The organism is Streptomyces sp. NPDC057616 (genome assembly GCF_042800575.1).
Taxonomy (GTDB): domain Bacteria; phylum Actinomycetota; class Actinomycetes; order Streptomycetales; family Streptomycetaceae; genus Streptomyces.
Map to the genome: position 1 here is coordinate 143003 of NZ_JBHVGU010000012.1, position 17787 is coordinate 160789.

A 17787-nucleotide genomic window follows, 5' to 3' on the forward strand; every position below is an offset into this window, starting at 1 on the left:
CCGGGGCCCCCGTATTCCGGTTGCACGAGACGTATCGTCTCGCCTACCGTCGCCCATATGACCAGCCGAACCCCCGTGACCCGTCCCGCCCACATCGCGATGTTCTCCGTCGCCGCCCACGGCCATGTGAACCCCAGCCTGGAGGTGATCCGTGAGCTCGTCGCCCGCGGCCACCGGGTGACGTACGCGATCCCCCCCGTGTTCGCGGAGAAGGTCGCCGAGAGCGGCGCCGAGCCGAAGCTGTGGAACTCCACCCTGCCCGGGCCCGACGCCGACCCGGAGGCCTGGGGCAGCGTCCTGCTGGACCACGTCGAGCTGTTCCTGGCCGACGCGATCCAGGCGCTGCCGCAGCTCGCCGCCGCGTACGAGGGGGACGAGCCCGACCTCGTCCTGCACGACATCACGTCGTACCCGGCCCGGGTCCTCGCCCACCGCTGGGGAGTGCCCGCCGTCTCGCTGTCGCCGAACCTCGTCGCCTGGGAGGGCTACGAGGAGGAGGTCGCCGAGCCGATGTGGGCGGAGCCGAAGCGGACCGCGCGCGGACAGGCGTACTACGCCCGCTTCCAGGCCTGGCTGGAGGAGAACGGGATCGGCCTGCACCCCGATCCCTTCGTGGGCCGGCCGGACCGCTCGCTCGTCCTGATCCCCAGGGCGATGCAGCCGAACGCCGACCGGGTCGACGAGAGCGTTTACACCTTCGTCGGCGCCTGCCAGGGCGACCGCTCCAGCGAGGGCGGCTGGCAGCGCCCGGCGGGCGCCGAGAAGGTCGTGCTCGTCTCCCTCGGGTCGGCCTTCACCAGGCAGCCGGAGTTCTACCGCGCGTGTGTGCGGGCCTTCGGGGAGCTGCCGGGCTGGCACCTCGTGCTCCAGATCGGCAGGCATGTCGACCCGGCGGAGCTCGGCGCCGTGCCGGACAACGTCGAAGTGCGCTCCTGGGTCCCGCAGTTGGCGATTCTCCGGCAGGCCGACCTGTTCGTCACGCACGCGGGTGCCGGCGGCAGCCAGGAGGGGCTGGGCACGGCCACCCCGATGATCGCCGTACCGCAGGCCGTGGACCAGTTCGGCAACGCCGACATGCTGCGGGGCCTCGGTGTCGCGCGCCGCCTCGACAGTGAGGAGGTGAGCGCCGAGGCGCTGCGCGAGGCGGCCCTCGCGCTCGTCGGCGACCCCGAAGTGGCCCGCAGACTCAAGGACATCCAGGCCGAGATGGCCCGGGAAGGAGGCACGCAGCGGGCCGCAGACCTCGTCGAGGCCGAACTGCCCGCGCGCCGGGCATGAGTGAGGGCCCGTTGGCTCCCCGATGACCAACGGGCCCTCGTTCAGGAGGGGTTCACACCCTCGGCGGGAGGGGTTCGCACCCCCGGCCGGACGGGCTCACACCCTGAGCGGCTCACCCTCGTCGTCCCGTGCCGCGGGCGCCACCACGGCGTCCGCGGCCTCGTCGTGCGTCAGGTCCGGCAGCCGGTGCATCCACTTCGGCAGGTACCAGTTGCGCTCGCCGAGCAGCGCCATCACCGCCGGGAGCAGCACGCCCCGGATGATCGTCGCGTCGATGAGCACCGCGGCCGCCAGGCCGACGCCCATCTGCTTCATGGACTGCATCGACAGCGTGCCGAAGATCGCGAACACGGCGACCATGATGACCGCGGCGCTGGTGACGACACCGGCCGTGGTGACCACACCGTGCTGGATCGCGTCCCGCGTCGTCCGGCCACGCATCCGCGCCTCACGGATCCGCGAGACCACGAACACGTGGTAGTCCATGCTCAGGCCGAACAGGATCACGAACAGGAACAGCGGCAGCCAGGTGATGATCGCGCCGACGCCCTCCGCGCCCACCAGGGACGCGCCCCAGCCGTGCTGGAAGACGGCGACGAGGATGCCGTAGGCGGCGCCCACCGACAGCAGGTTGAGCACGATCGAGGTGATCGCCACCGTCAGCGAGCGGAACGACAGCAGCATGAGCGCGAAGGCGAAGACCACGACGAACGCGAAGACCGGGACGACGGCGCCGCCGAGCTGGTCGTTGAAGTCGTGCGAGCCGGCCACCTGCCCGGTGATCGGCGCCTGCACACCGTCCACCTTGCCCAGCGTCGCGGGCCGCACCTCGTCGCGCAGCTTCTCCAGGCTGGCGCCCGCCTTGTCCAGGTCGGAACCGCCGACCAGCGGCACGTAGACGTAGGCGATGTTCTGCGCGTCGTGCAGCTTGATCTCGACCGGACCGCGCGAGGCGCCCGAACTGATCGCCCGCTCCTTGAAGTCGGCGAGGGCGGACCGCACCTCGGGGGCGTTGATGTCCTTCGCCTTGACGACCACCTCGGCCGGCTCGGAACCGCCCGGGAAGGCGTCGTTGACGCGGTTGTACGTCTGCACGATCGGCAGCGAGTCGCCGAACTCCTGGTCCAGCGTGAGGTTCTGGGTCTTCATGCCGACCGCGGGCGCCGCGATCGCGAGCAGCGCGCCGGCCGCGACCAGCACCGCCACCAGGGGCCTGGCGAGCACGCCGCGCAGCACGGCGGTCCAGAACCGGCTCTCCCCGCCCGTGCGGGCGGCCCGGCGCTCCATGGCCTTGGCCAGGAACGGGACCCTGCCCTTCTCGACCCGCTCGCCCAGCAGCGACAGCAGCGCGGGCAGCACCGTCACGGAGCCGACCATGGCGACCGCGACGACCATCAGCGAGGCGAGGCCCATGCCCTCGAACGTGGCGAGCCCGGTGAACAGCATGCCCGCCATCGCCACGCAGACCGTGATGCCCGAGACGATGATCGCGCGGCCACTGGTGGCGGCGGCTATCTGCAGCGCCGTCTGCGCGTCCCGTCCGGCGGCCCGCTCCTCGCGCTCGCGGCGCAGGTAGAACAGGCAGTAGTCGACGCCCACGGCCAGACCGACCAGCAGCATCACGGAGTTGGCGGTGTCGGTCATCGGCTGGAGGTGGCTGGCGATGCCCATCAGGCCCATCGTCGCCATGATCGCGGTGATCGCCAGGGCGACCGGCAGGAGTGCGGCGACCAGCGCGCCGAACGCGATGAGCAGGATGCCGAGGGCCACCGGCACCGCGGAGAGCTCGGCCTTCTTGAAGTCGTCCCCGAACGCGTCGTCGAACGTCTTCTGCATGCTCGCGCTGCCGATCTCCTCGATCCGCAGCGTCCGGTGGTCGTTCTGCACCCCGTCGACGGCCTTCAGCACGGGCGCCACGCGGTCGCCCGCGGTCTCGGCGTCGCCGCGCATGTCGAACTGCACCAGCGCGCTGCGCCCGTCCTTGGAGATCGTCTGCGTGATGTACGGCGACTTCACGTCGGTGACCTTGCCGGTCGCGTCGACGGCTTTCACGACCGCGCCGACGGCCGCCTTGAACTCGGCGTCCGTGGCCTTGAGTCCGCCGCCCTTCGCCTGGATCAGGACCGTCTCACCGGCCGGCTCCTTGATCCCGGCATCGTCGATGATCTGGGCGGCGGTGTGCGTCTCGCCCTTGAGCTGGTCGCTGTCCTTGAGGTCGACGCGGCCGGCGGCCGAGCCGAGCCCCATCGCCAGCACCACGAACAGCACCCAGATGCCGACGGCAGCCCATCGGTGCCGGGCGCTCCAGCCGCCGGCCCGGGCGGCCAGGCCCCGCACCCGCGAATCTCCGTTCCCCATGATGGGCTTGCCCCCTTGTGCACGGTGGCAGCCCCCTGCCGCCACCTTTCGCTTCGAAGGTATGGCGGGCATAAGCGCATCTCGTCGTGCTGCCCGGTGAAGTGCCGTGGCCGGAACTCATCCGCTCGGACCCGGTGGCCTCACCGCTGGGGAGGACCGCGGCCCCTTACATCTATCCGGGCTACCCGAGGGTAATGATCAGGGTGGCCGGGCCGTGTCCGGTCCGTCGGCATCGCTCCTCTTTGTGATTACAAAACCTTGTTGAACAAGTCACAGCTGCGTGTAGGTGTTGCTCCGGACCCGGTCGGTCGGCCAGAGTTTCGCGCAGTCCGCCTGTGCGGACACGGCCGTCGTGCCCGCCCCCACGGGGCACGACGGCCGTCCTAGGGTGGTGCCCATGACGACGTATGCGGCGCTGCTGCGCGGGATCAACGTGGGTGGCAGGAAGAAGCTGCCGATGGCCGAGCTGCGGCAGCTGATGGACGGTCTCGGGTACGACGGCGTACGGACCCACCTCCAGAGCGGGCAGGCGGTCTTCACCTCCGGGCACGGCGACGAGGAGTCCCTCGCGGCCGAGCTGGCGGACGCGATCGAGAAACGCTTCGGCTTCGTGGTGGACGTCATCGTCCGCGACCACGCCTACCTCGCGGCGGTCGCCGCGGCGTGCCCCTTCCCGGCCGCCGAGCTGGAGGCCAAGCAGCTGCACGTCACCTACTTCTCCGCACCCGTCGACGCGGCGCGCTTCGCGGAGATCGACCGGGAGGCGTACCTCCCCGAGGAGTTCCGGCTCGGCGAACGGGAGTTGTACCTCTACGCCCCCGACGGACTCGGCCGCTCCAAGCTCGCGGAGCACCTGGCGAAGCCCCGTATCAACAAGGGCGTGATCGCGACCAGCCGTAACTGGAACACCGTGGTGAAGCTGGTCGAACTCACCGCGGAGTGATCGGTGGAGTGCCTGGGGCGGGGCCGGTCGCGGGCACGTGTGTGCGAGGCTCGTCCCATGCGCTACATCATCATCGGGGCAGGCGCCGTCGGCGGCGCGATCGGCGGACGGCTGGCGGGCGCGGGACACGAGGTCGTGCTGGTCGCACGCGGCGCACACCTGGCCGCACTGCGGGACGGCGGACTGCGGCTGACGGTGCCGGACGGCGAGTACACCCACCGGCTGCGGGCCGTCGAAGGACCGGACGAGCTGGGCGAGTTGAGGGCCGACGACGTGCTCGTCCTCGCCGTGAAGACCCAGGACACCGTGGCCGCGCTGCGGGTCTGGGGCCCGACACCGGTCGCGGGCGGCGGCAGCGCGGCGCAGCGGCTGCCGCTGTTCTGCGCGCAGAACGGCGTGGAGGGCCAGCGCCTAGCGCTGCGGGTCTTCCGGCACGTGTACGGCGTCTGCGTCTGGCTGCCGGCCACCTTCGTGGAACCGGGCGCCGTCTCCGCCGCCGGCGCCCCGCTCACCGGCATCCTGCACCTGGGCCGCCACCCGCACGGCACCGACGAGACGGCCCGCCGGGTCGCCGCCGACCTGGAGAAGGCGCACTTCGAGGCGCCGGTGGCCGCCGACGTGGCGCGCTGGCAGTACGCCAAGCTGCTGTCCAACCTGGGCAACGCCCTGGAGGCGGTCGCCGGGCCGATCTCCGGCACCGGCGCCGGGGCCCTGTACGCGCGCGTGCGGGCCGAGGGGGAGAGCGTGCTCGACGCCGCCGGCATCGCGTACGCCGGCGCCGAGGAGCAGCAGGCGGTCCGCGGCCACAAGGTCGACCTGGTGCCGCTCGACGGCGCCCCGCGCGGCGGCGGCTCCTCCTGGCAGTCGCTCAGCCGCGGCACCGGCACCATCGAGGCCGACTACCTCAACGGCGAGATCGCCCTGCTGGGCCGGCTGCACGGCGTGCCGACTCCGCTCAACGACCTGCTCCAGCACCTCGCCAACACCTTCGCGCGCGAACGCCGGGAGCCCGGCTCGATGCCCGTCGAGCAGCTCACCCGGCTGGCCGACGAGGCGGCGTCAGCTTCCGCGGACACCGGGGCTGTCGCGTTTGTTCAAGAGTCCTGAGCGGGGTCTTCCTAACGTGGGCGCATGACGTACGACGACCCGAAGCAACTGCACCCGTACATGAGCGAATGTGCCGCCGAGGCGGCCCGCGTGGCGCGCGGCGTCCCGGCGGACCGGCTCGGCGAGCCCACCCACTGCACCGACTGGGACGTCCGCGCCCTGGTCAACCACTGGGTCCTCTACACCTCCTACGGCCTGGAGCACCGCGCCCTGCGCAAGCAGCTGCCCGAGGAGCTGACCGCCCGGGACTTCACCGCCGACCCCGACTGGGCCGCGGCCTACGCCGCCCAGCTGGACCGCGCGGTGGCGGCCTGGGCCGACCCGGCCGTGTGGGAGGGCGAGGTCGACCTGGGCATGGCGAAGGTGTCCGCCCTGGACATCGCCTCGATGGTCATCAAGGAGACGGCCGTGCACGGCTGGGACGTCGCCACCGCCACCGGCCAGCGGTTCCAGGTCTCGGACGACGCAGCCCGCTTCGTCCTCGACGTGGTCGAGAAGCACGGCGACCTCTACCGGCAGTACGACGGCTTCGCCGACCCGGTGCCCGTGCCGGACGATGCTCCCCCGTTCGACCGCGCGCTCGCGGCCAGCGGGCGGGACCCGAAATTGGGTCACTGAAACAGTCACCGAATGGGTCGATGCAGTGCGCCATTGTGCGACTAGCGTCGACGCCATGACGAGCACCGCACCCGCCCGTGTCGAGGCACCCACCCGCGTCGACTTCTGGTTCGACCCCGCCTGTCCCTTCGCCTGGATCACCTCCCGCTGGCTGCTGGAGGTCGAGCGCGTACGCCCGCTCGACCTCCGCTTCCACGCGATGAGCCTCCACCTGCACAACATCGGCAACGAACTCCCCGGCTGGTACCGGGAGTTGGTCGACAAATCGATCGGCCCGGTGCGGGTCGCCGTGGCCGCCGCCGAACGGCACGGCGAGAAGGTCCTGCGCGAGCTGTACACCGCGTTCGGCACCCGCATCCACGAGCGCAAGGCCGACGACTTCGACGCCGTGGTCACCGCCTCCCTCGCCGAACTGGGCCTCCCGGCCGACCTCGCGGCCGCGGCCCACGACCCGTCCTACGACGAGGCCGTGCGGCGCAGCCACGAGGCGGGCGCGGAGCCCGAGTCGGGCGGCTACGTGGGCACCCCCACCCTTCACGTCGACGGAACCGTTTGGTTCGGCCCGGTGCTGCGGGCCGTTCCGCGCGGCGCCCGCGCGGCCGAACTCTTCGACAGCTTCCTGGTGCTGGCCGCCTGCCCGGACCTCTTCGAGCTCAAGCGCACCCGCACGGGATCACTCACTTTTGATTGATCGGACGAATGGCCTCGCGCCTAAGAGGTTCACGCCATTTTTCGTCGCATTCATTGACCCGTGTATCGAAGTGCTCCTACCTTTCCCGGCGTTGGGTCCAGGCTGATCCCACGGGAGGGGTACATGCCCACGCACCGAAGAGCCGCGCTCGTCACCCTCGCCACCGCCGTCCTCGCTCTCGGCGTCCCGGCCCTCGCGGCCCCGGCCGAGGCCGCGTCCTCCGACGTCTACGTCTCACCCACGGGCGACGACCACGCCGACGGCGGCGCACGGCATCCCGTCCGCACCCTGCAACGCGCCCGCGACCTGGCCCGGGCCCGGGCGGGCGACCTCGCGTCCGACCTCACCGTCCACCTCGCCCCGGGCACCTACCGCCAGTCCGGGCCGCTCGCGCTCGACGCCCGCGACTCCGGCACCAACGGTCACCGGGTGATCTGGCAGGGCACCGGCACCACGGTCGTCAGCGGCGGCCGCAAGGTCGTCGGCTGGCGGCAGGTGCCGGGCCGCAGCGGCCTGTGGTCCGCACCCGCGCCCCAAGGCCTCACCGACACACGGCAGTTGTACGTCGACGGCGTGCGCGCCCAGCGGGCCCGCGGGGAGGTGCCCGTCCGGCTGACCCAGACGGCCACCGGCTACACCGCCTCCTCGGACGCGATCGCGCGCTGGAAGCACCCCTCCGACGCCGAGTTCGTCTACACCAGCGGCGAGGCGCTGTGGAACGTCGAGCGCAACGGCCTCGGCCAGTGGACGGAGCCGCGCTGCCGCATCGCCTCCGCCGAGGGCACCACGATCACGATGGCCCAGCCCTGCTGGGACAACTCCAACAAGCGGGTCGAGTTCCCCGACATCCCCGGCCGCACGGTCGGCATGGTCGGCCCCGGGCACCTCACCAACGACGGCAAGGCGTCGTACGTCGAGAACGCCTACGAACTCCTCGACCAGCCCGGCGAGTGGTACCTCGACCGGAGCGCGCACCGGGTGTACTACCTGCCCCGCCCGGGCGAGAACCTCGCCCGGGCCGACGTCGAGGCCGCGGCGGCCGAGCAGCTGGTCGACGGCCGGGGCACGGCGGACGCGCCGGTGCACGACATCGCCTTCCGCGGCATCCGGTTCAGCTACGCGACCTGGCTGACGCCGAACGGGCCGGAGGGCTTCTCCGAGATCCAGGCCGGCTACACCGTCACCGGCGGCCGCGGCTGGGCCACACAGGGCCTGTGCCAGTACGTCGAGGGCGGCACCTGCCCGTTCGCGTCCTGGACGAAGATGCCCGGCAACCTGGCCTTCACCCACGCCCGGCGCATCGAGTTCGCCGACGACGTCTTCGCCCATCTCGGCGCGTCCGGACTGGAGTTGGGTGCCGGAACCGAGGACGCCTCCGTCCGCGGCAGCATCTTCACCGACATCTCCGGCAACGGGCTGGAGATCGGGGGAGTGGACGGCCAAGCTCCCGCCTCAGGAGTGCAGGTGACGGACAATCACCTCTACGCCCTGCCCCGCGAGTACCACGGCGGCGTGGCGATCCTCAACGGCTACACCCGGAACGACACCATCGCCCACAACCAGATCGACCACGTCGGCTACTCCGCGATCTCGATGGGCTGGGGCGGCTGGCCCGACAAGATCGGCGACCCGGCGACGCCGAACCCGAGCCACGGCAACACCGTCCGCGACAACCTGATCTCCGACTACATGCAGATGCTCGACGACGGTGGCGGCATCTACACCCAGGGCCTGACCGGCACCTCCCTGGCCGACGGCGAGAAGGTCACCGGCAACGTCGTCCACGACCAGTGGGGCCTCGGCAAGAGCGTCTACACCGACAACGGCTGCACCTACGAGACCGTCGAGGGGAACGTCCTCTACCACGCGTCCTACGCCAACGTCGCCTCCCGGCACACCGACTACCGCGACGGCCTCGGCAACAACGACCCGACCCTCGTCAAGGACAACTGGTGGGAGGAGGGCACCGCCGACGGCGACAACAAGGGGCTGGTGACGACCGGCAACAGGATCATGGCGTCCCCGTCCGACGTACCGCCCGAGATCCTCGCCGGCGCCGGACTTGAGCCCGCGTACCGCTCGCTGCTCGACCGCCGCATCGGCGCGCGGTCCGTCCCCGAGGCACCGTCGCGCGTCGGCACCAGCACCGCGGGCCCGGACGCCCTGTACGTCACCTTCAACCCGACGTTCGCCGACGGAGGTTCGCCGGTGCGGTCGTACACGGCGAGGGCGTACGACTCGACGGGCAGGCAGGCCGGGCAGCAGACCGTCGCGGCCACCGACTTCAGGCGTACGGCGCTGGTGCGGATCGGCGGACTGCCGGCGGCCGGCGGCCCGTTCACCGTGACGGTCACCGCGAACAACGACGTAGGCGGCAGCGCTCCGTCCCTCGCCTCGCTCCCGCTGTCGCCCACGACGGCCACCGTGCTGCCGGGCGCACCCACAAGTCCCAAGCTGCGCACGGCGTCCATGGCGGCCACCCTCGCCTGGACCCCGCCCACCGCGACGGGCGACGCGAAGGTCGTAGGCTACCGCGTGACGGTCTCCGACGGCCGCGCGCCCGTCGACGTCACCGGCCGGGACGTCCTGGTCACCCAGCCCTCGGCGAAGGGCATGTTCCGGGTGCTCGCCGGCCTGAAGGCGGCGACCACGTACACGGTGACGGTGGCCGCGGTGACCGCCGCCGGCACCGGTCCTGCGGCGACGGTCACGGCAACGACCAGGCCGTAGGCATCGACAGGGGGCGCGGGGAGGTGCGCGACCGGCCACGACGCGGCCGTACGCGGTCGACCGCCGGTGCGAGCGAGGTGCCGCGTGCGGCGTCGTACCGCTCCAGCAGCACCCGCGCCACCTCGGGTGCCGGACCCAGCACGTCGGCCAGCACGTCCGCGTCCGCCTCGGCCGCGCCCCGCGCGATCCGGTCCGGCAGGAAGCCGGGGGCGAGCACGTACGGGGCGACGGCGACCCGCTTGCAGCCGAGGGCGCGCAGCTCGCGCACCGCGTCCTCGGTGCGCGGAAGGGATGCGGAGGCGAACGCAGGCCGCACGGCGCACCAACCGGTGTGCCGCCACTCCCGCGCGATTTCTGCGATCACTGCGATCGCCTCCGGGTCGGAGGACCCCGCCGAGGCCAGGACGACCCCGGTCGAGGACTTGTCGGCGGGGGTCAGCCCCGCCTCGTACAGACGTCGTTCGAGTGCGGAGAGGAGGAGCGGCGACGGGCCGAGCACCTCCGCCTGGCGGATGCGCAGCCGCGGCGGCGCCTCCCGCAGGACCGCGGGGATGTCCGCCTTCGCGTGGAAGGCGCGCGTCAGGAGCAGGGGGAGGGCCACGACGTCACGGACGCCCTCCGCCGCCAGCGACTCCAGCACCCCGCTCACGGACGGGGTGTCGAAGTCCAGGAAGCCGGTCTCCACGCGCAGCCCCGGTCGCAGCGACCGCACCCGGCGCACCAGGGCGTGCACGGTCGCGGCGTGCCGCGGGTCGCGGCTGCCGTGGGCGATGACGACAAGCACCGGCTTCGCAGGACGCATGGACATCAGCTCTTCACCAGCAGTCCGCGGCTGCGCAGCACCCACCGCTCCAGCGGGCTGAAGATCAGCAGGTCGATGGCGATGCCGACGAACAGGATCAGCAGGATGGCCTCGAACACCATGGCCATGTCGCTCGCGGTGCGGGCGTTCTCCAGCAACTGGCCGAGGCCCACGCCCAGATCGGGGAAGCTCGCGATGATCTCCGCCGCCATCAGCGAGCGCCACGAGAAGGCCCAGCCCTGCTTCATGCCGGCGACGTAGCCCGGCAGCGCGGCGGGCAGGGTGACGTGCCAGGTGCCCCGCAGCCCGGTCGCGCCCATCGTGTGGCCCGCGCGCAGGAACAGCGGCGGCACCTGGTCGACGCCGGACACCAGGCCGTTGGCGATGGAGGGGACCGCGCCGAGCAGGATCACGGCGTACATCATCGAGTTGTTCAGGCCCAGCCAGATCACGGCGGGCGGCACCCAGGCCACCGACGGCAGCGACTGGAGACCGGAGAGGATCGGGCCGATGGCCGCGCGCACGAACCGCACCCGGGCCACCAGCAGCCCCAGCGGGGTGCCGATGAGCAGCGCGAAGCAGAAGCCCAGCAGCCCGCGCGAGACGCTGGTCCAGATGTAGCCGAGCAGTGTGCCCTGGAGCCACGACTCGTGGACGGCCTGCCACACGGCGCCCGGTGACGGCAGCTTCGTCGGGTCGTCCACGATCCTGAAGGTGATCAGTCCCTGCCAGACCGCCAGGACCACGACGACCGCGGTGAGCGGCGGGAGGACCTTGGTGACGAGGGTCTGCCGCAGGGACGCCCGGCCGGCGGACGTGGTCTCCAGCGCGTCGAGACCCGCCTCGACGCTTCCGGCGTCCTGCGCCGGAGCCGTGTCAGTGCCGGCCATGGCGGCGGATCTCCCCTCGCAGTTCTTCGGTGATCTCGACGGACAGTTCGGCCACCGCGGCGTCCTCGATGCGGCGCGGCTGCGGGATGTCGACCGTCCATTCCCGGGCGATCCGGCCGGGGCGGGAGGACAGCAGGACGACGCGCTGGGCGAGCCGTACCGCCTCGCGCACGTTGTGCGTCACGAACAGCACGGAGACGCCGGTCTCGGCCCAGATGCGGGTCAGTTCGTCGTGCAGGACGTCGCGGGTGATGGCGTCCAGGGCCGCGAACGGCTCGTCCATCAGCAGCAGCCGGCTGTCCTGGGCGAGCGCGCGGGCGAGCGCGACGCGCTGGCGCATGCCGCCCGACAGCTCGTGCACGCGTTTGCCGTACGCGCCCTGCAGCCGGACCAGTTCGAGCAGCTCCTCGGCCCTGTCCCGCCGCTCCGGCTTGGCCACCCCGCGCAGTTTCAGGGCGAGTTCGATGTTCTTGCCCGCGGTCAGCCACGGGAACAGGGCGTGCTCCTGGAACATCAGGGCGGGCCGGCCGTCGGTGCCGATGGTGCCGGCCGACGGCCGGTCCAGCCCCGCCACCAGGTTGAGCAGAGTGGATTTGCCGCAGCCCGAGGCCCCCAGCAGGGTGACGAACTCGCCCGGTGCGACATCGATGCTGACGTCGTCCAGCACGAGCTGCTGCCCGCCCGGAGTCGCGAAGGACTTCGAGACGTGCGCGATGCGTGCCGCGTACTCGACCGACTCGGCGGCCTGGGCGGGAAGAGTGGTCGTGGCCATGGTCGTCACCTCCTGGGAACTCGTCGGTGTGCGTACGTCGGCGCACACATCGCGGCACTTCGTCCTGCCCTCAGCAGTCGGTGGACGTCATGTCAGAAGTCCCACCCGTCGTCCTCGGCCTCGTCCTTGACGGGCTCGGGGGACGCGAACGACTCGCCGACCATGCCCGCGGTGAGCGTGGTGCCGTCGCTGGGGTCGATCAGGATGAACGAGCCCGTGCGGCGGGAGTCGGCGTAGGAGTCGACCGGCAGCGGCTCGGCGGTGCGGATCTTCACCCGGCCGATGTCGTTGGCGACGAGCTGCCCCGGGTGCGGGTGCAGCGACAGATCCGACAGCGTGAGCCGGGACGGGATGTCCTTGACGATCGCCTTGACCGTGCGGGTGCCGTGCTTGAGCAGCACGCGGTGACCGACGGTCAGGGCGGCGTCGGCCACGTGGCAGACGGTCGCCTCGATGTCCTGCGTGGTCGCCGGGGCGTCCTTGCTGGGCACGATCAGGTCGCCGCGCGAGATGTCGATGTCGTCCTCCAGCAGGAGGGTCACCGACTGGGTGGTCCAGGCGACGTCGACCGGCTCGCCGAGCAGGTCGATGGCGGAGATCCGCGACGCGCGGCCGGACGGCAGCACCGTGACGGCCTCGCCGACGTGGAACGAACCGGCGGCGATCTGGCCCGCGTAGCCCCGGTAGTCCGGGTGCTCGGCGGTCTGCGGCCGGATCACGTACTGCACGGGCAGCCGCGCGTGGCAGTGGCTCAGGTCGTGACTGACCGGGACCGTCTCCAGATGCTCCAGGACCGTCGGGCCGCCGTACCAGTCCATGGTGGCGGAGGGCTCCACCACGTTGTCGCCGGCGAGCGCGGAGATCGGGATGGCGGTGACCTCCGGGACGCCCAGCTCGGTCGCGTACGCCGTGAACTCCTCGGCGATCGCGGCGAAGACGGGCTCCTTGTAGTCGACGAGGTCCATCTTGTTGACGGCGAGGACGACGTGGGGGACGCGGAGGAGGGCGGCGATGGCGGCGTGGCGGCGGGTCTGTTCGACGACGCCGTTGCGGGCGTCGACGAGGATGACGGTGAGTTCGGCGGTGGAGGCGCCGGTGACCATGTTGCGGGTGTACTGCACGTGGCCGGGGGTGTCGGCGAGGATGAAGCGTCGCTTGGGGGTGGCGAAGTAGCGGTAGGCGACGTCGATGGTGATGCCCTGTTCGCGTTCGGCGCGCAGGCCGTCGGTGAGCAGGGCGAGGTCGGGGGTGTCCTGGCCGCGGTTGCGGGAGGCGTGCTCGACGGCTTCCAGCTGGTCGGTGAGGACCGACTTGGAGTCGTGCAGCAGCCGGCCCACCAGGGTCGACTTGCCGTCGTCGACGGAGCCGGCCGTGGCGAACCGCAGCAGGGTGGTGGCCGAGAGCTCCTCGGTCGTGATCGTGCTCATGCTTAGAAGTACCCCTCGCGCTTGCGGTCTTCCATCGCGGCCTCGGAGAGCTTGTCGTCGGCGCGCGTGGCGCCGCGCTCGGTCAGCCGTGAGGCGGCGATCTCGGTGATGACCTGCTCCAGGGTCACCGCGTCGGAGTCGACGGCGCCGGTGCAGGACATGTCGCCGACGGTGCGGTAGCGCACCTGCCGCTTCTCCACGCTCTCGCCGTCCTTGGGGCCGCCCCACTCGCCGGCGGTCAGCCACATGCCGCTGCGCTTGAACACCTCGCGCTCGTGCGCGAAGTAGATCTCCGGGAGCTCGATGCCCTCGCGGGCGATGTACTGCCAGACGTCCAGTTCGGTCCAGTTGGACAGCGGGAAGACGCGGACGTGCTCGCCGGGGGCGTGCCGGCCGTTGTAGAGGTTCCACAGCTCGGGGCGCTGGCGGCGCGGGTCCCACTGCGAGAACTCGTCGCGCAGGCTGAACACGCGTTCCTTGGCGCGGGCCTTCTCCTCGTCGCGCCGTCCGCCGCCGAAGACGGCGTCGAACCTCTCCGCCTGGATCTTCTCGGTCAGCGGCAGGGTCTGCAGCGGGTTGCGGGTCCCGTCCGGGCGCTCCTTGAGCACACCGCGGTCGATGTAGTCCTGGACGGAGGCGACGTGCAGCCGCAGTCCGTGCTGGGCGACGACGCGGTCGCGGTACTCCAGCACCTCGGGGAAGTTGTGCCCGGTGTCCACGTGCAGCAGCGAGAAGGGGACCGGTGCGGGGGCGAAGGCCTTGAGCGCCAGGTGCAGCATGAGGATGGAGTCCTTGCCGCCGGAGAAGAGGATCACCGGCCGCTCGAACTCACCCGCCACCTCACGGAAGATGTGCACCGCCTCGGACTCGAGGGCGTCCAGGTGCGAGAGGGCGTACGGGGCGCCCGTACCCTCCTCGACCTCGGTGACGGTCGTCGTCATGCCAGTCCCCTTTCGGTGAGCAGCGCGTGGACCGCGGCCGCGGACTCCTGGACGGTCTGGTGCTGCGACTCGATACGCAGGTCGGGCGACTCGGGCGTCTCGTAGGGGTCGTCCACCCCGGTGAGCCCGGTCAGTTCGCCCGCGGCCTGCTTGGCGTACAGACCCTTCACATCACGTACGGAGCACACGTCGACCGGGGTCGCCACGTGCACCTCGAGGTACGCCGCCCCGCCGTCCTGGTGGCGCTTGCGCACCGCCTCGCGGCTGTCGGCGTAGGGCGCGATCACCGGGACGAGCGCCTTGACGCCGTTGCGGGCGAGCAGTTCGGCGAGGAAGCCGATGCGCTGCACGTTGGTGTGCCGGTCCTCGCGGCTGAAGCCGAGGCCCGCCGAGATGAACTCGCGGATCTCGTCGCCGTCGAGCACCTCGACACGGTGGCCCTCCTCGCGCAGCCGGCCCGCCAGCTCGTACGCGATGGTGGTCTTGCCGGCGCTCGGCAGACCCGTGAGCCAGACGGTGGCTCCGGTCGTCACGTCCGTCTCCTGATTCGTCGATGTCACAGTCATGGTCAGCCGTGCAGCCCGCACTCGGTCTTGGAGCGGCCGGCCCAGCGGCCGGCCCGTGCGTCCTCGCCCTCCAGCACCCGGCGGGTGCAGGGGGCGCAGCCGACGGACGCGTAGCCGTCCATCAGCAACGGGTTGGTCAGGACGCCGTGTTCGGCCACGTACGCGTCCACGTCGTCCTGGCTCCAGCGGGCGATCGGCGAGATCTTGACCTTCTGCCGCTTCTCGTCCCAGCCGACGACCGGGGTGTTCGCCCGGGTCGGGGACTCGTCGCGGCGCAGACCGGTCGCCCAGGCCACGTAGCTCTTCAGGCCCTGCTCCAGCGGCTGGACCTTGCGCAGCTTGCAGCACAGGTCGGGGTCGCGGTCGTGCAGCTTCGGGCCGTACTCCGCGTCCTGCTCGGCGACCGTCTGACGGGGGGTCAGGGTGATGACGTTGACGTCCATCACGGCCTCGACCGCGTCACGGGTGCCGATGGTCTCCGGGAAGTGGTAGCCGGTGTCCAGGAACACGACGTCCACGCCGGGCATGGCCCGGGAGGCGAGGTGGGCGACCACCGCGTCCTCCATCGACGAGGTCACGCAGAAGCGCTTGCCGAACGTGTCGGCCGCCCACCGGAGGATCTCCAGCGCGGAGGCGTCCTCCAGGTCGCGGCCCGCCCGCTCGGCGAGCGCCTTCAGGTCCTCGGTCGTCTGCTCTTCCGTCACCGCGGTCATGTCTCGTCTCCCCCTGCTTCGGAGTGCTGCAGACCCCGGGCGAGCAGCCCGAGGAACTTCAGCTGGAAAGCCCGGTTGCACGCCGCGCATTCCCATGCGCCATGGCCCTGCTCGCCGGGACGGAGGTCCTCGTCGCCGCAGTAGGGGCAGTAGAAGGGGGCGGCGCGCTCGCTCACGACAGGGCCTCCTCGGACGCCCGCGAGGCCCAGGCGGCGAACCGCTCGCCGTCCTCGCGCTCGGCCTGGAACCGCTTGAGGACACGCTCGATGTAGTCGGGCAGCTCGTCCGACGTCACCTTCAGGCCGCGGACCTTGCGGCCGAACCCGGCCTCCAGGCCCAGCGCGCCGCCGAGGTGCACCTGGTAGCCCTCGACCTGCTCGCCCTTGTCGTCGAGGACCAGCTGGCCCTTGAGACCGATGTCCGCGACCTGGATACGGGCGCAGGCGTTCGGGCAGCCGTTGAGATTGATGGTGAGCGGCTCGTCGAAGTCCGGGAGGCGGCGCTCCAGTTCGTCGATCAGCTGCGAGCCGCGCTGCTTGGTCTCGACGATGGCCAGCTTGCAGAACTCGATGCCGGTGCAGGCCATGGTGCCGCGCCGGAAGGTGGACGGCCGGGCGGTGAGGTCCAGCGCCTCCAGCTCGTCCACGAGCGAGTCGACCTGGCCCTCCTCGACGTCGAGGATGATCATCTTCTGCTCGACGGTGGTGCGCACCCGGCCCGAGCCGTGCGCCTCCGCGAGGTCGGCGACCTTCGTCAGGGTGGCGCCGTCGACGCGTCCCACGCGCGGGGCGAAGCCGACGTAGAAGCGGCCGTCGCGCTGGCGGTGCACGCCGATGTGGTCGCGCCACTGCTGGACCGGCTGCTCGGGGGCCGGGCCGTCGACGAGCTTGCGCCCGCCCAGGTACTCGTCCTCCAGCACCTGGCGGAACTTCTCCGCGCCCCAGTCGGCGACGAGGAACTTCAGCCGGGCGCGGTTGCGCAGCCGGCGGTAGCCGTAGTCGCGGAAGATCGAGATGACGCCCTCGTAGACGTCGGGGACCTCGTCGATCGGCACCCAGGCGCCGAGCCGCACGCCCAGCTTGGGGTTGGTGGACAGGCCGCCGCCGACCCAGACGTCGAAGCCCGGGCCGTGTTCGGGGTGGCGTACGCCGACGAAGGCGACGTCGTTGATCTCGTGCACCACGTCCAGCACCGGCGAGCCCGAGATGGCCGTCTTGAACTTGCGGGGGAGGTTCGAGTACGCCTTGTTGTTCAGGACCCGGCGCTTCATCTCCTCCAGCGCCGGCGTGCCGTCGATGATCTCGTCCTCGGCGATGCCCGCCACCGGGGAGCCGATCATCACACGCGGGGTGTCGCCGCAGGCGGTGACCGTCGACAGGCCCACGCCCTCCAGCCGCTCCCAGATCGTCGGGACGTCCTCGATGCGGATCCAGTGGTACTGGACGTTCTGCCGGTCGGTGATGTCCGCGGTGCCGCGCGCGAACTCCTGCGAGATCTCGCCGATGACGCGCAGCTGCCGCGTGGTCAGCGCACCGCCGTCGATGCGCACGCGCAGCATGAAGTACTTGTCGTCCAGCTCCTCCGGCTCCAGGATCGCGGTCTTGCCGCCGTCGATCCCGGGCTTGCGCTGGGTGTAGAGCCCCCACCAGCGCATGCGTCCGCGCAGGTCGCCGGGGTCGATCGAGTCGAAGCCGCGCTTGGAGTAGATCGTCTCAATGCGTGTCCGCACATTGAGACCGTCGTCGTCCTTCTTGGTCTGCTCGTTGCCGTTGAGCGGGGTGAAGTGTCCCGCGGCCCACTGGCCCTCGCCACGGTGACGGCTCACCTTGCGGCGGGGAGTCGCGGCGGCAGGCTTCGGCGGGGTGGCGGCCATGGTTGATACGTCCTTCGGGACAGGCGGGAATGCGGCTCTGACCTGCGCGTGCAGGCGCATGGGCAACCATGCGCGTCC

15 protein-coding genes and 1 pseudogene are annotated in these 17787 nt (G+C 71.4%); 6 read left to right on the top strand and 10 right to left on the bottom strand.

The genetic code is table 11. The features are described from left to right. Positions 1-20 precede the first annotated feature (20 nt). A pseudogene (mgt, locus tag ACFU97_RS17290) lies at positions 21-1278 on the top strand (macrolide-inactivating glycosyltransferase). 96 nt (positions 1279-1374) lie between these two features. Here the strand turns inward: mgt and ACFU97_RS17295 are convergent. Further along, positions 1375-3636 (bottom strand): MMPL family transporter, encoded by a 2262-nt coding sequence (locus ACFU97_RS17295; protein ID WP_384256838.1) that lies wholly within the window; start codon positions 3634-3636, stop codon positions 1375-1377. Positions 3637-4033: 397 nt separating this feature from the next. Between ACFU97_RS17295 and ACFU97_RS17300 the strand changes: the two genes are divergently transcribed. The 5 genes from ACFU97_RS17300 to ACFU97_RS17320 all read left to right on the top strand — a co-directional run bounded on the left by ACFU97_RS17300 (position 4034) and on the right by ACFU97_RS17320 (position 9725). After that, positions 4034-4579 carry a DUF1697 domain-containing protein gene (locus ACFU97_RS17300; RefSeq protein ID WP_384256841.1) on the top strand — a complete coding sequence of 182 codons (546 nt, stop codon included), beginning with the start codon at positions 4034-4036 and terminating at the stop codon, positions 4577-4579. Between the two features lie 57 nt (positions 4580-4636). Then, positions 4637-5686, top strand: coding sequence for a ketopantoate reductase family protein (locus tag ACFU97_RS17305; protein WP_384256843.1), 1050 nt, complete (start codon positions 4637-4639; stop codon positions 5684-5686). A 24-nt stretch (positions 5687-5710) separates the two neighbouring features. Next, complete coding sequence (locus tag ACFU97_RS17310; protein WP_384256844.1) at positions 5711-6304, top strand: TIGR03086 family metal-binding protein; 594 nt, start codon at positions 5711-5713, stop codon at positions 6302-6304. Between the two features lie 55 nt (positions 6305-6359). Beyond that, positions 6360-6995, top strand: a complete 636-nt coding sequence (locus ACFU97_RS17315) for a DsbA family protein (protein WP_384256846.1) — start codon at positions 6360-6362, stop codon at positions 6993-6995. Between the two features lie 123 nt (positions 6996-7118). After that, positions 7119-9725 carry a fibronectin type III domain-containing protein gene (locus tag ACFU97_RS17320; protein WP_384256848.1) on the top strand — a complete coding sequence of 869 codons (2607 nt, stop codon included), beginning with the start codon at positions 7119-7121 and terminating at the stop codon, positions 9723-9725. Here the strand turns inward: ACFU97_RS17320 and ACFU97_RS17325 are convergent. The 9 genes from ACFU97_RS17325 to ACFU97_RS17365 all read right to left on the bottom strand — a co-directional run bounded on the left by ACFU97_RS17325 (position 9703) and on the right by ACFU97_RS17365 (position 17709). Beyond that, positions 9703-10527, bottom strand: coding sequence for a sirohydrochlorin chelatase (locus tag ACFU97_RS17325; protein WP_384256850.1), 825 nt, complete (start codon positions 10525-10527; stop codon positions 9703-9705). The genes ACFU97_RS17320 and ACFU97_RS17325 overlap by 23 nt on opposite strands. A gap of 5 nt (positions 10528-10532) precedes the next feature. Further along, complete coding sequence (locus ACFU97_RS17330; protein WP_384256852.1) at positions 10533-11417, bottom strand: ABC transporter permease; 885 nt, start codon at positions 11415-11417, stop codon at positions 10533-10535. After that, the gene (locus ACFU97_RS17335) at positions 11404-12189 is read right to left on the bottom strand and encodes an ABC transporter ATP-binding protein (protein ID WP_384256854.1); all 786 of its coding nucleotides are present in this window, start codon (positions 12187-12189) and stop codon (positions 11404-11406) included. The genes ACFU97_RS17330 and ACFU97_RS17335 overlap by 14 nt, the downstream gene beginning before the upstream one ends. Before the next feature lie 92 nt (positions 12190-12281). Continuing rightward, positions 12282-13616: a sulfate adenylyltransferase subunit 1 gene (locus tag ACFU97_RS17340; RefSeq protein WP_384256857.1), complete on the bottom strand. Its 1335-nt coding sequence runs from the start codon at positions 13614-13616 to the stop codon at positions 12282-12284. A gap of 2 nt (positions 13617-13618) precedes the next feature. Next, positions 13619-14557, bottom strand: coding sequence for a sulfate adenylyltransferase subunit CysD (gene cysD, locus ACFU97_RS17345; protein WP_384256859.1), 939 nt, complete (start codon positions 14555-14557; stop codon positions 13619-13621). Continuing rightward, positions 14554-15123: an adenylyl-sulfate kinase gene (cysC, locus tag ACFU97_RS17350; protein ID WP_384256861.1), complete on the bottom strand. Its 570-nt coding sequence runs from the start codon at positions 15121-15123 to the stop codon at positions 14554-14556. Before cysC ends, cysD begins: the two co-directional genes overlap by 4 nt. A 2-nt stretch (positions 15124-15125) precedes the next feature. After that, the gene (locus ACFU97_RS17355) at positions 15126-15836 is read right to left on the bottom strand and encodes a phosphoadenylyl-sulfate reductase (RefSeq protein WP_384256863.1); all 711 of its coding nucleotides are present in this window, start codon (positions 15834-15836) and stop codon (positions 15126-15128) included. Continuing rightward, positions 15833-16012 (bottom strand): hypothetical protein, encoded by a 180-nt coding sequence (locus tag ACFU97_RS17360; protein ID WP_384256866.1) that lies wholly within the window; start codon positions 16010-16012, stop codon positions 15833-15835. The genes ACFU97_RS17355 and ACFU97_RS17360 overlap by 4 nt, the downstream gene beginning before the upstream one ends. After that, positions 16009-17709 (bottom strand): nitrite/sulfite reductase, encoded by a 1701-nt coding sequence (locus ACFU97_RS17365; protein WP_384256868.1) that lies wholly within the window; start codon positions 17707-17709, stop codon positions 16009-16011. The genes ACFU97_RS17360 and ACFU97_RS17365 overlap by 4 nt, the downstream gene beginning before the upstream one ends. Positions 17710-17787 lie beyond the last annotated feature (78 nt).

What these genes read in the sequence shown, in the direction of transcription:
- ACFU97_RS17295 (WP_384256838.1), bottom strand. Translation starts at nt 3,636, where the DNA reads ATGGGGAACGGAGATTCGCGGGTGCGGGGCCTGGCCGCCCGGGCCGGC.
- ACFU97_RS17305 (WP_384256843.1), top strand. Translation starts at nt 4,637, where the DNA reads ATGCGCTACATCATCATCGGGGCAGGCGCCGTCGGCGGCGCGATCGGC.
- ACFU97_RS17310 (WP_384256844.1), top strand. Translation starts at nt 5,711, where the DNA reads ATGACGTACGACGACCCGAAGCAACTGCACCCGTACATGAGCGAATGT.
- ACFU97_RS17365 (WP_384256868.1), bottom strand. Translation starts at nt 17,709, where the DNA reads ATGGCCGCCACCCCGCCGAAGCCTGCCGCCGCGACTCCCCGCCGCAAG.
- ACFU97_RS17340 (WP_384256857.1), bottom strand. Translation starts at nt 13,616, where the DNA reads ATGAGCACGATCACGACCGAGGAGCTCTCGGCCACCACCCTGCTGCGG.
- ACFU97_RS17325 (WP_384256850.1), bottom strand. Translation starts at nt 10,527, where the DNA reads ATGCGTCCTGCGAAGCCGGTGCTTGTCGTCATCGCCCACGGCAGCCGC.
- cysD (WP_384256859.1), bottom strand. Translation starts at nt 14,557, where the DNA reads ATGACGACGACCGTCACCGAGGTCGAGGAGGGTACGGGCGCCCCGTAC.
- cysC (WP_384256861.1), bottom strand. Translation starts at nt 15,123, where the DNA reads ATGACTGTGACATCGACGAATCAGGAGACGGACGTGACGACCGGAGCC.
- ACFU97_RS17330 (WP_384256852.1), bottom strand. Translation starts at nt 11,417, where the DNA reads ATGGCCGGCACTGACACGGCTCCGGCGCAGGACGCCGGAAGCGTCGAG.
- ACFU97_RS17335 (WP_384256854.1), bottom strand. Translation starts at nt 12,189, where the DNA reads ATGGCCACGACCACTCTTCCCGCCCAGGCCGCCGAGTCGGTCGAGTAC.
- ACFU97_RS17315 (WP_384256846.1), top strand. Translation starts at nt 6,360, where the DNA reads ATGACGAGCACCGCACCCGCCCGTGTCGAGGCACCCACCCGCGTCGAC.
- ACFU97_RS17300 (WP_384256841.1), top strand. Translation starts at nt 4,034, where the DNA reads ATGACGACGTATGCGGCGCTGCTGCGCGGGATCAACGTGGGTGGCAGG.
- ACFU97_RS17320 (WP_384256848.1), top strand. Translation starts at nt 7,119, where the DNA reads ATGCCCACGCACCGAAGAGCCGCGCTCGTCACCCTCGCCACCGCCGTC.
- ACFU97_RS17355 (WP_384256863.1), bottom strand. Translation starts at nt 15,836, where the DNA reads ATGACCGCGGTGACGGAAGAGCAGACGACCGAGGACCTGAAGGCGCTC.